Source organism: Streptomyces ruber (assembly GCF_014648075.1).
Taxonomy (GTDB): Bacteria; Actinomycetota; Actinomycetes; order Streptomycetales; family Streptomycetaceae; genus Streptomyces; species Streptomyces ruber.
The window spans coordinates 517361-531304 of sequence record NZ_BMQK01000001.1 but is presented as its reverse complement, the minus strand read 5'-3'; the positions used below and the strand labels follow the sequence as shown (position 1 = coordinate 531304).

Genomic DNA, 13944 nt, shown 5'->3' with positions numbered 1-13944 from the left:
CCCCATCGGCCAGACGGAGTGCCGGGCCACCGCATAACGTTCGGGTGTGCCCAAGCTCTCCGTCATCGTGCCGTTCTACAACGTGCAGCAGTACGCGCCCGACACCTTGAGGAGCCTGCGCGCCAACGCGCGCGAGGACTTCGAGTTCATACTCGTCGACGACTGTTCGACGGACGGAACGCCGCAGGTGCTCGCCCGCGCGGAACGCGAACTCCCGGGCTCGGTACTGATCCGTCACGGTCAGAACGGCGGCCTGGCGACGGCACGCAACACCGGGATCGACGCCGCCCGCGGCGAGTACCTGGCCTTCCTCGACGGCGACGACTGGGTGGCCCCGGGGTACTACGGGCAACTCGTCGCCGCCATCGAGGAGTTGGGCTGCGACTTCCTGCGCACCGACCACGTGCAGTGCAAGGCGCGGGGCCGCACGCTCCACCGGGTGCCGCACGGCCTGCGGGGCGTCGTCACGAACCCGCGGGACGCGATCCTGCCCGCCGACCGCACCACGTCCGTCGACTACGCGTACGCCTGGGCCGGCGTCTACCACCGCCGGCTGCTCGAGAAGGGCCTGCTGCACTTCACGGACGGGCTGCGCACCGCCGAGGACCGGCCGTGGATCTGGAAGCTGCACCGTGAGGCGGAGTCGTTCGCCGCGGTGAGCCTCCTCGGCGTGTTCTACCGGCGCGGCGTCGCCTCCTCCCTGACCCAGATCGGCGACGTGCGCCAGCTGGACTTCATCCGCGCCTTCGACCAGGTCGTCCAGGAGACGGCCGCGGACCGGGACGCCGACCGGCTGCTGCCCAAGGCGGTGCGCACCTACTGCGCGATCATCGCCCACCACCTGTTGAACGACGGCAAGTTCGAACCGTCCGTGGCCAGGCGGATGCGGGCGATGAGCGCGGCCGCGATACAGCGCCTGCCGCAGGACATCCTCGCCGACGTACTGGACACCATGGACCTGCGCCGCTCCTCCAAGCTGCGGCGGCTGCGCCGGACCTCGACAGCGAAGGCGGCCGTCTGATGCCCCGGACCACCCAGATCTTCTGCGCCTCGACGCTGTACGGGGCCGCCACCCTGGCGGCCGCCATCGAGTCCGACCTGTTCACGGAGCCGGACCGGCGGCTGCTGCTGGTCTTCAACAACGCCGGCGTCCCGGAGACCTCCCCCTCCCTCGACACGCTGCCCGGCTTCGGGCCGCTGCGCGGCCACTTCGACGAGGTCCTGTCCTGGAACGAGGTCATCCGCCCCTTCCACCCCGGGGCCTGGACACCGCGCGCCCAGGACGTCCCCCTCCTGGAGCGGTACCTGCGGAAGCTGTGGGACCTGGACGACGACCGGGTCGAACTGGTCCTGGAGTCGCTCCAGGTCGCCCCCGCCCTCACCGTGGCCGAACTGTTCACCGGCGCCCCGATCGACGTCTACGCCGACGGTCTGATGAGCTACGGCCCCACCCGCAACAAGCTGCACCCGCTGATCGGCACGCGGGTGCGGCGCCTGCTCCACCTGGACCTGGTGCCGGGGCTCACGCCGATGCTGCTGTCCGAGTTCGGCGTACCGGCGCGACAGGTGCCCACGCCCGCGTTCCTGAAGGTGATGGGCGAGATCGCGGAGGCGCTCCCCGCGCTGCCCGCCCTGCCGGACGACGCGGCGCTGCTGCTCGGCCAGTACCTGTCCGCGCTGGACGTCCTCTCCCCCGAGGAGGAAGAGGCACTGCACGTGCGGATGATGCGCGGGGCGGTCGGGCGCGGGCACCGGTCCGTCGTCTTCAAGCCGCACCCCACGGCGCCGGCCCGCTACGGCCGCGCCCTGGAGGCCGAGGCGGAGAAGCTCGGCGTCGACCTCACCGTGCTGGACGCGCCGGTCCCCGCCGAGGTGCTGTTCGACAAGGCCCGGCCCGGTCTGGTCGTCGGCTGCTTCTCGACCGCGCTGTTCACCGCCTCCGCCTTCTACGGCCTGCCGGCCGCCCGCGTCGACACCGCCTCGCTCCTGGACCGGCTCGCCCCCTACCAGAACAGCAACCGGGTGCCGGCCGTGCTGGCGGACGCCGTGCTGCCCGACCTGGAGGCCGGGGAGGGGGAGGAGCCCGTCCCGGCCGACACGCTGACCGGGCTGGTCACCGCGGTGAGCTTCGCGATGCAGCCGCAGATCCACTCCCGGCTCCGCCCACCGGCGGAGGAGTACCTGCGCAGCCGCCTCGGTCCCCGCACCCTCCGCTACTTCAAGCGCAAGCGGCTCACCTCACTGGCCCTGCCCGGCGGCATCCCGGACCGGCTGTCGTTCCTGCCGCACAACGCCACCGCGCGCCGGGTGGTGCGGCGCGTGCGGGCACTGCGCCAGACGGTACGGCGGAAGGGCTGACGCCCCTTCCCGGCCGCCCCTCCCCTGCCGCCGGTCGCCTACGCGCTCGCCAGCGTCAGTTTCACCGCGAACCCGAGGAACAGCGCACCCGCCGCCGAGGTCGCCCCCGCCGACAGCCGCTTCCGGCGGCGGAAGGCCTCGGCCAGCCTGGTGCCGCTGAATATCAGGGCACTGAGGTAGAGGAAGCTGGCCGCCTGCGCGAAGGCACCCAGCACGGCGAAGGAGAGGGCGGGATAGGCGTACCCCGGGTCGACGAACTGCACGAAGAAGGCGATGAAGAACAGGATCGCCTTCGGGTTGAGCAGGCTCACGACCAGGGCGCGGCGGAAGGGCCGCTCGTCGGGGGCGGCGGCGGCCCGGACCCCGGCCTCGTCGGCGGCCCGCTCCCCGCGCGTCCGCCACATCCCCCACGCGGCGCGCAGCATCCCGATCGCCAGCCAGGTCAGATAGCCGGCGCCGACGTACTTGACGATGCCGAAGAGCACGGCGTTGGCCTGCAGCAGGGAGGCGACCCCGGCCGCCGAGAGCGTCATCAGCACGGTGTCCCCGCAGAACACGCCGGCGGCGGCCGTGTACCCGGCCCGTACGCCGCGCCGGGCGGCGACGGAGAGGACGTACAGGGAGTTGGGACCGGGCAGCAGGACGATCAGGGCGACGCCTGCCAGGTAGGTGGGGAGATCGATGACGCCGAACATGGCAGGAGTGTCGCACGGGGGTACGACACTCCGGTTCCGGCTTTCGGGGGACGGGACGGACCGGTCGGGCGTCGCCGTCGAGGAGGGTGTCGACGGGCAGGTCGAGGGTGACGCCGACGGACTGCGGGACAGGTACGCTCTCGCCGCGCCGGAAGCGCCGGGGCGCGCCGTACCTCCCGCCGACGGGATCCTCGTGCAGCAGCACCTCGCCGTGCTTGCGGTCGACCACGACGTGGACCGGGACGCCGGCCTCGGCGTAGCACTCCACCTTGGGGCCGAGGTCGTCGGACCAGTTCGAGGACGTCACCTCGACGACCGTCCGGAAGACGTTCGGGGCGTAGCAGTTCCGCTGGACGAGGGCATCACAAAAGTCCTCGTCGACGACCGAGAAGTCGGGGACCGCGTAGTCGTCGGCCACGGTCGGCAGCCAGAGGCCGACGCCCTGGACGCTTCTCAGTCCCATGTTCTGGACCTCCGCGTCGTAGAACGCCTCGACCAGCCAAGTCAACGACAGCGCATGCGGGCCGTCCGGCGGCGGTGTCGCAGTGAGCCTCCCCTGGAGAATCTCCACGCGGTGCCCAGGCAGTGCACGGGAGAGCAGGTCGGCGGCTTCACCCAACGTCAGCTCGTGTTGCAGTACAGCCACGGCGTCCTTCTTTTCAGGGGCTCACCCCCATGAGCGTGACCGGGGGCGCGGCACTGCCGCCTTCGCTCACCCATACAAGGCAACCGCCCAGGTCAGCGAGCATCGGGTTCGGCGGCGGCCATGTCCGGGGAGCATCTCGGGTGACGTGGTGAGACGAGGGGGGTCTGGATGCGTACCAAGAGCATGCGAAGAGCAGTGGCCGCGCCGGCGGCGCTCGTGGCGGTGGTGGCGGCCGGCGGGTGCACGGTCCAGCCGGCGGACGGGACCGGCGCGTCACGCGGGCCGGTGCGCATCGACGTCCCCGCCACCCCGGACGACGGGGACGGCGACGGGAAGGGCGCGAGCGGGCCGAAGCCCCCTCGTACGCCCACTCCCACTCGCACCCCCACACGCACTCCCACTCCCACTCCGACTCGCACCCCCATCCCCGCTCCCCCTCCCGCTCCCTCCGCCCCTCCCCGAGTCCTCTGGTCCCACGGCGACGAGGGCCGCGACGTACGCGAGCTCCAGTCCCGGCTGCGGCAGATCGCCTGGCTCTTCGAGGGGCCGACCGGTGAGTACGACGCACCGACCGCCGAGGCCGTACGGGGCTTCCAGGGCAAGCGCGGGCTGCCGCGGACCGGTGTCACCGACAGCGTGACCTGGGCGCGGCTGCGGGGGATGACGCGGGAGCCGACCAAGTGGGAGCTGTACGCGTTCGGCGGCCAGCCGGCCGCGGCGCCCGACGCGCGGTGCATGACCGGCCGGGTGATGTGCATCAGCAAGACCAGCCGGACGCTGCGCTGGATGGTCGACGGCAGGACGGTGATGACGGTCGCGGTGCGGTTCGGCTCGGAGCTCACACCGACGCGGGAGGGAGTCTTCGAGGTCTCCTTCAAGTCCCGCCACCATGTGTCCACGCTGTACGACACCCCCATGCCGTACGCGATGTTCTTCAGCGGCGGCCAGGCGGTCCACTACTCCTCGGACTTCGCGGCCCGTGGCTACTACGGGGCCTCCCACGGCTGCGTCAACGTGCGCGACGAGGAACGGATCGCGGAGCTGTTCGCGCAGGTGCGGGCCGGGGACAAGGTCGTCGTGTACTGGTGAGCGCCGCGCGGGACGGGAACGGGACAGGCGCGGGCGGGACCGGGGGAACGTGTCCCGCCCGCGCAGGTGCACCGAGCCGTGGGTACGGGGGGAACCCCGGCTCGTGCGACGGCCGATGACCAGTCGGCTCACTCATTACTGCGTACCGGCGGCGGAAAACGTCACACCCCCGTCGGCCACGCCCCTTTTGGCCTCCCGGGGCGTGGGCGGGGAGATCAGCAGGTCGCCGTCGCCCCGGCCGCCGTCGCCCCGGCCGCCGTGGCCATGGCCGTCCTTGCTCTGGTGACCGTTGCCGGGACGGCCGCCGTCGCCGGGACGGCCGCCGTCGCCGGGACGGTCCTTGCCGCCACCCGGGGCACCGGGGCCCTCGTCGCCGCCCCGGCCGCCCCTGTCCCGGCCCGCGTCGTCCTTCACGGTGTTCCCGGCGGACCCACCGAATGCACCGGATCCACCGGATTCACCGAATCCACCGGATCCGCCGTTCCCGCCCCGGTCGTCCCCGCCGCCCTTGCCCGTATGCGCGCCGCCCTCGTCCCGGCCGGAGCGCGCGTCGTTCCCCCGGGACGCGTCGTCGGTCCCTTCAGGGGCGCCGAAGCCACTCAGCACACGGTCGCAGTAGTGCCTCAGCCGGCCCGGGCCGGTGCCTCCCGCCGCGCTCTCCAGGCTGCGCCGGCGGCGCGAGTCGAGCGCCCTGCCCTCGTCCACGGCGCGGCAGGCGGTGAACACCGCGTTCCACCACTCGCGGGAGTGCCCCCGCTCACCGGGGCCCCGGAGGTCCGGCCGCCCGGTGGCGGCATCGCCGCCGGACCCGTCGCCGTCCCGGCCGCCCCCACCGGGCTGTCCGCCGGAAGACCCGTCACCGGCCCCGGGCCCGGCCCCTGTTCCGTCGTCGTCCGAAGCGCCTCCGTCCCCCTCGGGTGACGGTGAGACCAGCGGCCGTTCCCGCGGCTGCGCGGCCGTCACCGACGCGGCGGGCCCCGGCCGGTCGTCCTGGAACGGAGTCGGCAGCGCCCCCGACCCGACCGCCACGGCGACCCCGCCGAGCATCCCGGCGACCACTCCCGCCACCAGCCCGAGCCGCAACGGACGGCCCCAGCGGGCCCGGATCCGGGCCCGCCCCGACGGCTCCGGCCCGGACGGCTCCCGCCCCGACGGCTCCGGCCCGGACGGCTCCGGCCCGGACGGCTCCGGCCCCACGGGGCGGATCTCGCCGGAGGGGGACGAGCCGCGCGCCGCACGCGCCGCGCGGAAGGCGGTCAACGCGGCCTCTTCACCGGGGAGTTCGTCACCGGGCCGCGCGGCCTGCGGCGTCAGCGCGGCCATGGCCTCCGCCAGCCGGCCGGCCGAGTCGCGGGCGTCCGGTCCGGCGGCGTCGACGGCTTCCGGCGGCTCACCGCGCAGCAGACGCTCCGCCGCGTTCCGGTCCAGCCACCTGTACTGCTCGTCGGCCATCACATGTCCTTCTGCGTCCGCGGACGCATATGCGTCACACCCGCGGACGTCACCGCGCGTGCACGCGGCCCTCGCTGCGGAGGCAGGACCTCAAGGGCGCCGCCGCCCTCCGGACCATCCGCGTCGAGCAGCTCCGCGAGGCGCTTCAGTCCGCGGTGGGCTGCGGTGCGCACGGCGCCCGGCCGCTTGCCCAGCGTACGCGCGGCGGTCTTGGCGTCCAGGCCCACGACCACGCGCAGCACGACGGCCTCGGCCTGGTCCTGCGGAAGCCGGGCGATCAGCGCCAGGGTCCGGTCGGTGGCGAGCGCCTCCATGGCCTCGCCCGCGGTGTCCGACTCGGCGGCCCTCCCGGTCAGTTCGGTCTCGTCGCCGCCGATCGCGGGGCGCCGTCCGCGCATCCGTACGTGGTCGAGGGCGCGGTTGCGGGCGATGGTGGCGGCCCAGCCCCGGAACCGGTCCGCGCCGCCGCTGAAGCGCTCCAGGTCCCGGGCTATCTGCAGCCACGCCTCGGAGGTGACGTCCTCCGCGTCCGGGTCGCCGACCAGCGTCCGTACGTATGCGAGCAGCCGTGGGTGCACCGCGCGGTACAGGGTCCGGAAAGCGGTTTCGTCCCCGTCCTGCGCCGCATGCACCGCGGCGGTCAGCTCCGCGTCCTCCCCCAGCACCGCGCGCCCCTTTTGCGCCCAAGCCGGCGCCGCTCTCGCGGACCGGGTCCTCGCCGTCGTCGTCTCCGTGGATGGCCGCGGCCCCCGGGCCGCGGGTCGTTGCGGTGGCGGTTCGCCTGCCGCGGTACGGCGCGAAAGGCACGTTACGACCTGAAACCCTTCGCGTCCATGCTCCTCTGCCCCCGTTTGTGGAACATGCAACTAACTCGTGATCGAAGGTGATCGAGGGTGATCGGAAGAAAACATCCAGAGGGTGTGACACGAAACGCACCCGCGGCGCTGTAGAGAGTACGGGCCGCCGCGCGGCCCGTACCGCGCGACGGTCGGGGCCTCTCCTGTGGGGGGTGGCGGCCCCGGCCGTTGCCATCGGCGGGGCCGGCCGGGCGCCTCGCGAGCACGGGGGTCTCGCGAGCACGCCGGCCCCCGCCGTACGCGCCGTCAGCCCGCGGTGACGGCGTCCCGGCTCAGCCGCCACAGCGAGCCGTGGCCCGCGTAGGCCCGCCGCGCCTCCTCCAGCGGGTCCCACAGCCGGCCGTCCGGGGTGCGCACCCAGAGGCCGCCGTCCACCGACAGCAGCCACTCGCCGCCCGTCTCGCGGGCGAGCACCTCGCCCGCGTACGCGCCGAACCCGCGCAGCACGGTCCCGACGGCCTCGTACGGCGCGCCGTCCCGCCGTATGTCCTCGATCACCCGGTCGACGCGCCGGAGGCTGTGCGCCGAGTAGTCGAGGCGGATCCGCGCCCCCTCACGCAGGGCCGCGACCGCGTCCGCCGCCCACCTCCAGGGCATGACCGCCGTGTGCTGTCGTGTGCCGTCGTACGTGGCCGTCTGCTGTGCGTTCACACTTCAGGGAAGCGTGCTCCGGGTACGTGGGGACAGGGAGATCCCGAGGTTGCGCGACACCGGCACAGGAACATCAAAAACAGTTCACACCCGGGCCCGGGCGCGCCGGGACACCACGGCCCGCAGCACGCGCCGCCCCTCGGTCGACACGTCGAGAGCCTGTCGCACCCCGGCGGCGCCGTGTCCGGCGAGCAGCACCAGGACGGTCTCCTGACGCCTCAGCTCGGCCGCGACGAGCGGGGACGCCTCTCCCGTCCGGTCCTCCCCGGTCCGGTCATCGCCCGTCCGGTTCCCGCCCGTGCCGTCCGCGGGGCCGCCCGCGGGACCGTCCGCGGGACCGTCCGCGGAGTCGAGCAGCCGGTGGATCCGCAGGGCCGCGGCGGAGCAGATGCCGGCCCACTCCCGCAGCGCGTCCGCGGACCACTCGGCGGGCACGGCGGCGAGCATCCGGCGCGCGAGCGCGGCGGCCTCGCCGGTCGCCGGGTCCGCGCCGTCGACGGAGCCGGGGGCGCCGCCGGGTGGGTCGTCGGGACCCCCGGCGCCGAGTGACTCCCGTAACCAGTCGATCCGTTCGCCCCATTCCGCGCCGTCCTCCACGAGGCTCACCCACAGCGGTCTGAGGACCTCGTCGCCACCTCCGAGCAGTGGTACGCAGCGATCCAGGCACGCCAGTCCGGCAGCGGTCAGCCCCCGCTCGTCGGCCTGTGCGAGCAGCTCCACCAGGCTCATCACGCCTCCCTCGCCTCCCTCGGGCTCGTCCGACAGACACGCACGCGACCTCACAGGGGCACCACACCCAGCCGGTCGAGCAGCCGGAAGAGCAGGTTCTCGGCCAGGGGGGCGGCCGGGTCGGGCTCCGTGGCCAGCACCTCGCGCACCTTCTCGGGCGCCGCGCTGCGTCCCGCCTCCGCGGCCCAGGCGACGGCGCGCCGGGCGGCGTCGTCCGGTTCCAGGAAGTAGTCCTCGACGGTGAGCCCGTCCTCGGTGCCCAGGTGCCCGGCCATGGCCCCGCGCGCGAGACACGTGGTCCAGCCGCCGCTCTCGGGCGCGGCGGCCTCCACGACCACGCAGTCGCTGTCCATGACGTATCCGAAGAGCGCGGGCGCCCCGGTCTCCCGGGCGAGCGCGTTCATGTTCCCGATGTCACCGGCGCCGGCCGCGTCCGCCCGGTCCGGCGGGACTGGGCGGTCCGGGTACTCCCACACCTGCCAGCCGTCGTCCGCCGCGCTGAGCAGTTGCATGCCCTCGGCCCCGGCCAGCGCGTCGAGTTCGCCGAGCGGGCGCTCGCTCCTCCCGACGACGTAGTACCCCCAGTAACCCATCCGCTCTCCCCTGCGTGTCTGCGCGTCCGGGGCGAATACACCACAGGCGTACGCCTGTTCGCTCCCGGAATCGGGCATTCCGCCCGGTGCGCGACGGTCCGGGGCCGAACAGGCGCGGCGGCCACGACCGGCCGACGGACGCGACCCGGCCGACGGACGGCACGGCGGACTCAACCGGCCGGCGGACGGCACGGCGGACGCGACCGGCCGGCGGACGGCACGACGGACGCGGTCAGCCGACGGACGGCACGACGGACGCGCTCAGCCGACGGACGGCACGACGGACGCGCTCAGCCGACGGACGGCACGACGGACGCGCTCAGCCGACGGACGGCACGACGGACGCGGTCAGCCGACGGCGGGTGCGGCGGACGCGGTCAGCCGACGGCGGGTGCGGCGGACGCGGTCAGCCGACGGCGGGTGCGGCCATCGGCGGCACGCCGGGACCGCTGCGCGCCTTCACGTCCTGCATCCGCGTCAGCGTGAGCACGAAGACGGCGGCGAGCACGGCGGCCGCCGCGTCGACGAGGTCCGCGACCAGTACCTGCGCCACGGCCCGGCGTATCTCGGGGGCCGTCTCGGCCTCCTCGTACGCGGAGTAGGCGAACGGGCCGTAGACCAGGGTCACCAGCCACAGGGCCCACCAGGCGTCGACGAGTCCGTGCGGCCGCGGGGCGTTCCAGGAGCCGCTCGCGTCCCAGGTGTCCAGCGCGATCCGGCGCGGGAACCAGAGGTTCACGACCGGCACGAACCAGCCGCCGACCGCCCAGCCCCGCTTCTTGCGATGGCCGGCCGGGGCGAACACCTCGGCGTTGACCCGCACCCGGTGGAACCACACGAGGAAGACGATGCCGGCGGCGAGCATGGAGAACGACTGGAGGACACCGCCCGCGACCCAGAGCGAGTCCACCCACGCCGCCCGGTCCGGCACGTCCCCGCCGTCCGCGATCGTGTCCCACACGCCGTACGACAGAACGTCCGAGCCGACCGCGAACAGGTCCGCGGCGACGACCACGCCGAGCAGTACGGCGGTGGCCCGCCCCAGCCCCACCGGCGACCGCAGCCAGGCGTCGCCGTGGGGCGTGGTGACGGGCAGGGCGGCGGTGCAGGGGGCACAGTGGGTGCCGTCGGGTACCGCCTCGAAGTGCCGGCATCGTATGCAGAGCATGTGCGGAACATATGTGCCGATGTCCCCGCAGGTCCATCGAGTTGCCGACGCCTCCCCGTTCGCACCGTTCTCACTCCACCCGGTCCGCCAGCTTCTCGAACTCCGCGTAGGACATGTCCGGTTCGCCGGGATTCCAGAGCTTCTGCACCAGTGCGCGCAGTGGCATCCGGACGCCGTCCGCCACCTGTGCCTGGGTCTGGGCGCCGGAGAGGTCGCACCAGACCGCGAAGACCCCGCCGAGGATCTGGCCGTCGTAGCGCTCGGGCACCGCGTCCGTGCCGCGCAGCACGCGCGGGGTCCACTGCTCGTAGATGCGCCGGCCGGTCGGGTAGGTGAAGTCGTTCGGCTCGCCGAGGACGTAGTACAGGAACTCGTCGTTGTAGTTGATCACTTGGCGTCCGTCGCTCAGGTACTCGTCCGGCTGCCGGGCGCCGATCTCCTTGCCGGTCCAGTAGGCGACCTGGATGTCACCGTCCGCCTGCACGTCGCTGTCCCGGAGGAAGCCGTCGTTCCACGCGCGCGGTGTCCGGTCGTGCCCGCGCACCACCTTCGCCCGGTCGTTGAGCCACTCCGTCGCCAGGTCGGCCACGGTCGCCCCGGAGCCGAACCGTTCCCGCGCGGCCTGCGCCAGCCCCGGGTACGACGCCTCCGGGTCCTTGACCGTCAGCGCCTGGTACTCGTCCGCGCCCACGTGCCAGTAGCCCCCGGGGAACAGGTCCGCGTACTCGTCCAGCAGGTCGTCGACGATGCCGGCCGCCGCGGGCTGCGCGATGTCGACGGCGCCGGAGAGCGCCTTGCCCTGGGCGTTGCGCAGTTGCAGGTCCGGGTGGGCGGCGATGACGGCGCCGAGGTGGCCGGGCGAGTCGATCTCGGGGACGACCGTGATGTGGCGCTCGGTGGCGAGGTCGACGATGCGCCGTACCTCCGCCTTGGTCAGGTGCTGCTCCGCGACCACCTCGGGATGCGAGTCGGACTCGATGCGGAACGCCTGGTCGTCGGAGAAGTGCAGGCCGAGCTGGTTGTACTTGAGGTCGCCCAGCTCCCGTATCCGGTCCTCGATCCAGTCGGCCGTGAAGTGCTTGCGCGCGATGTCGAGCATGAACCCGCGCTGGGCCTTGGCGGGCCGGTCCCTGACGACGCCCTCGGGGGCCGTGCCGCCGTCGTGCACCATCTGCTTGAGGGTCCGCGTGCCGTAGAAGGCGCCCGCCTCCGCGGGCGCGGATATGCTCACCCGCCCGTCCGCCACGGTCAGGGTGTACTCCTCCGAGCCGGAGCCGCCCCGGCCGCCGATGGTCAGCTCGACGTCGCCGTCGCGCGGCTCGGCGTCCCCGGCGTACGTCAGGCCCAGTTCCTGCGCGGTCAGCCGGCCCTCGTCGGCCAGCTCCTCGTCGTCCGTCACCACGCGGGCGCCGTCGGCGGGGCGCCAGCCGGGGCCGCGCGCGGGCGTGTGCTCACGGACGGCCGGGATCGTGCGGGGCTCCTCGGACAGCGGGTACGACCGGGACGGCGACGGGGAGACCGACGGCGCGGCGCTGCTCGGCGCCGCCGGGCGCGAGGGCCCGGCCCCGTTCGTCGTGCCCGCGCCGCCGCCCGGCCACACGGTCACGGCCACCGCGACCGCGCCGCCCGCCACGACGACACCCGCGCCGAGAAGCAACCCCCTCGGCGCCCCGGACGTCTTCCTGCGGGGCGCCCGGCGCCTGCCCGGGCTCATGACGCTCCCCCACTCGATATACGACGCATGACAGCCACCTCCCTCTCGAACCTACGACGTCCCTGCGGTCCGTCCGTCCACGGGCGGCCCCCGAACTCTGCCGTCCGGGTGAATTCCGGGCACCGATCGGACAGCCCGTGACCACCCTCGATACCGTGACGGCACATTTCTCTCAGCCTCCCCAGCCGTCCGCGCCTTCCCCGCCGCCCGCACCTCCCCAGCCCTCCCTGACGTATCGCGCCGTCCCTACGTACCGCCGAGGACCCACGCTGCCCACGCACCGTCTCCACCCCCTCGCCGGCCGGGTCGCCCTACCGGAGCAGGCGCACACCGGACCGGACACCGCCGCCCTCCAGCGGTTCAACGCCGCGCCCGCCCCGGCCGTCGAACGCGCCCTCCTCACCTGCTGCCGCAGCCTGCGCTGGGCCCACCGCGTCGCCGCCCACCGGCCCTACCCGGACCTGGAGTCCCTGCTCGCCGCGGCCGACGAGGCGGCGTACGACCTCACGCCCGCCGACCTCGCCGAGGCGCTGGCCGGCGAGTCGCTCGCGCCGCTCCCGGACGACGCGTACTCGGTCGCGCACACCGCGCTGAGCGCCGCACACGCCGCGTACGAGAGTCGGTTCGGACACGTGTTCGTCATCTGCCTGGACGACGTGCCGTCCGGGGAAGTCCTCGACCGGGTGCTGACGGGCATCCGGTCACGGTTGGCGAACGATCCCGAGGAGGAGCTGCTCCTCACGGCGGACGAGCTGCGCCGCCTGGCGCGGGGCAGGCTGCGGCACCTGGCGGGGCAGCTCCCTCTCCCGCCGGCGGCCCGGCGTACCGGCTGACGGCCTCGTCGGACCGCTCGCCGACGGGTCCGGCCGGCCTCACCGCGGGCACCGTGCCCGGCCCGTCGCACCCGCCCGCCCGGGCATTCGCGCCGCGTAGTCCGTCCGTGCCTGTTTGATCACATCGGTAGGCCCGCCTTAAACGTTCCGACAACTCGTCGCTACGATGTCGGGGGCCGGTGGACCGTACCCGGCCGGGCTCGTCCGACACCGAAGCCGGCCGGCCCTGATCCCCGCTCCCGGAGGGTTTTTCCGTGCCGGCTGGAACGCTGTACCGCGGCCGGGAAGGCATGTGGTCCTGGGTGGCTCACCGAGTCACCGGCGTCCTCATCTTCTTCTTCCTGTTCGTACACGTGCTGGACACCGCTCTCGTCCGTGTCTCCCCCGAGGCCTACGACACGGTCGTGGCCACGTACAAGACGCCCGTCGTCGCGCTGCTGGAGTACGGCCTCGTGGCCGCCATCCTCTTCCACGCGCTGAACGGCCTGCGCGTCATCGCCGTCGACTTCTGGTCCCAGGGACCGCGCTACCAGAAGCAGATGCTCTGGACCGTCGTCGGCATCTGGCTCGTGCTGATGATCGGGGCGCTGTACCCCGTACTCGGCCACGCCGCTCGTGAAGTCTTCGGGAGCTGAGGCTGATGTCCACCGCTGAGACCACCGCATCCGGAGTCGGCCCCGTCGAGGGTTCGGGTGAACTGTCGGGCTACAGCCCCGACAACCCGGCACCCGTCATCGAGCCGCCGCGCAAGCGCACCAAGAAGACCCCGAAGTCGACCCGTGGCAACTTCGAGATGGCCGCATGGCTGTTCATGCGTCTGTCCGGAGTCGTCCTCGTCGTCCTCGTCATCGGACACCTGCTGATCCAGCTCGTCCTGGACGGCGGCGTCTCCAAGATCGGCTTCGCCTTCGTGGCCGGCCGCTGGGCGTCCCCGTTCTGGCAGGTCTGGGACCTGCTGATGCTGTGGCTGGCGATGCTGCACGGCGCCAACGGCCTGCGCACCGTCATCAACGACTACGCGGAGCGCCCGAACACCCGCCTGTGGCTGAAGGGCCTGCTGTACACCGCCACGGTGTTCACCATCCTGCTGGGCACGCTGGTGATCTTCACCTTCGACCCGAACATCCGCTAGGCCCCGGGTCACGAGGGACAGAGGTAA

Annotated in this window: 14 protein-coding genes and 1 pseudogene; 6 read left to right on the top strand and 9 right to left on the bottom strand. The window is 73.4% G+C overall.

All coding sequences use genetic code 11. The features are described 5' to 3' along the window. Window positions 1-46 precede the first annotated feature (46 nt). Together IEZ04_RS02490 and IEZ04_RS02485 are read left to right on the top strand one after the other, a co-directional pair. Window positions 47-1021 (top strand): glycosyltransferase family 2 protein, encoded by a 975-nt coding sequence (locus tag IEZ04_RS02490; RefSeq protein ID WP_189214911.1) that lies wholly within the window; start codon window positions 47-49, stop codon window positions 1019-1021. Next, complete coding sequence (locus IEZ04_RS02485) at window positions 1021-2358, top strand: alpha-2,8-polysialyltransferase family protein (protein ID WP_189214910.1); 1338 nt, start codon at window positions 1021-1023, stop codon at window positions 2356-2358. The genes IEZ04_RS02490 and IEZ04_RS02485 overlap by 1 nt, the downstream gene beginning before the upstream one ends. 38 nt (window positions 2359-2396) lie before the next feature. On the opposite strand, the gene leuE is transcribed toward IEZ04_RS02485, so the two are convergent. Further along, window positions 2397-3053, bottom strand: a complete 657-nt coding sequence (gene leuE, locus IEZ04_RS02480; RefSeq protein WP_189214909.1) for a leucine efflux protein LeuE — start codon at window positions 3051-3053, stop codon at window positions 2397-2399. A 160-nt stretch (window positions 3054-3213) separates the two neighbouring features. Continuing rightward, window positions 3214-3624, bottom strand: a pseudogene (locus tag IEZ04_RS02475) (Uma2 family endonuclease); the annotation flags it as partial. 243 nt (window positions 3625-3867) lie between these two features. Here IEZ04_RS02475 and IEZ04_RS02470 point away from each other — a divergent pair. Continuing rightward, a complete protein-coding gene (locus tag IEZ04_RS02470) occupies window positions 3868-4788 on the top strand; it encodes a L,D-transpeptidase family protein (RefSeq protein WP_189214908.1) in 921 nt (306 codons plus the stop codon). 135 nt (window positions 4789-4923) lie between these two features. On the opposite strand, the gene IEZ04_RS35550 is transcribed toward IEZ04_RS02470, so the two are convergent. From IEZ04_RS35550 to IEZ04_RS02435, 7 genes are all read right to left on the bottom strand, one after another. Continuing rightward, a complete protein-coding gene (locus IEZ04_RS35550; protein ID WP_189214907.1) occupies window positions 4924-6240 on the bottom strand; it encodes a hypothetical protein in 1317 nt (438 codons plus the stop codon). Further along, window positions 6240-6905 (bottom strand): RNA polymerase sigma factor, encoded by a 666-nt coding sequence (locus tag IEZ04_RS02460; RefSeq protein ID WP_189214906.1) that lies wholly within the window; start codon window positions 6903-6905, stop codon window positions 6240-6242. Before IEZ04_RS02460 ends, IEZ04_RS35550 begins: the two co-directional genes overlap by 1 nt. Before the next feature lie 438 nt (window positions 6906-7343). Beyond that, a complete protein-coding gene (locus IEZ04_RS02455) occupies window positions 7344-7694 on the bottom strand; it encodes a hypothetical protein (RefSeq protein WP_189215369.1) in 351 nt (116 codons plus the stop codon). A gap of 138 nt (window positions 7695-7832) precedes the next feature. Next, window positions 7833-8477 (bottom strand): hypothetical protein, encoded by a 645-nt coding sequence (locus IEZ04_RS02450; RefSeq protein ID WP_189214905.1) that lies wholly within the window; start codon window positions 8475-8477, stop codon window positions 7833-7835. Between the two features lie 50 nt (window positions 8478-8527). Next, window positions 8528-9070 carry a hypothetical protein gene (locus IEZ04_RS02445; protein ID WP_189214904.1) on the bottom strand — a complete coding sequence of 181 codons (543 nt, stop codon included), beginning with the start codon at window positions 9068-9070 and terminating at the stop codon, window positions 8528-8530. A 406-nt stretch (window positions 9071-9476) separates the two neighbouring features. Next, complete coding sequence (locus tag IEZ04_RS02440) at window positions 9477-10238, bottom strand: DUF4328 domain-containing protein (RefSeq protein ID WP_189214903.1); 762 nt, start codon at window positions 10236-10238, stop codon at window positions 9477-9479. Window positions 10239-10308: 70 nt separating this feature from the next. Next, window positions 10309-11952, bottom strand: a complete 1644-nt coding sequence (locus tag IEZ04_RS02435; RefSeq protein WP_189214902.1) for a beta-N-acetylhexosaminidase — start codon at window positions 11950-11952, stop codon at window positions 10309-10311. Window positions 11953-12107: 155 nt separating this feature from the next. Between IEZ04_RS02435 and IEZ04_RS02430 the strand changes: the two genes are divergently transcribed. From IEZ04_RS02430 to IEZ04_RS02420, 3 genes are all read left to right on the top strand, one after another. Then, window positions 12108-12785, top strand: coding sequence for a 2-oxo-4-hydroxy-4-carboxy-5-ureidoimidazoline decarboxylase (locus tag IEZ04_RS02430; RefSeq protein ID WP_373296240.1), 678 nt, complete (start codon window positions 12108-12110; stop codon window positions 12783-12785). 254 nt (window positions 12786-13039) lie between these two features. After that, the gene (sdhC, locus tag IEZ04_RS02425; RefSeq protein WP_189214901.1) at window positions 13040-13420 is read left to right on the top strand and encodes a succinate dehydrogenase, cytochrome b556 subunit; all 381 of its coding nucleotides are present in this window, start codon (window positions 13040-13042) and stop codon (window positions 13418-13420) included. Between the two features lie 5 nt (window positions 13421-13425). Further along, a complete protein-coding gene (locus IEZ04_RS02420; RefSeq protein WP_189214900.1) occupies window positions 13426-13917 on the top strand; it encodes a succinate dehydrogenase hydrophobic membrane anchor subunit in 492 nt (163 codons plus the stop codon). Window positions 13918-13944 lie beyond the last annotated feature (27 nt).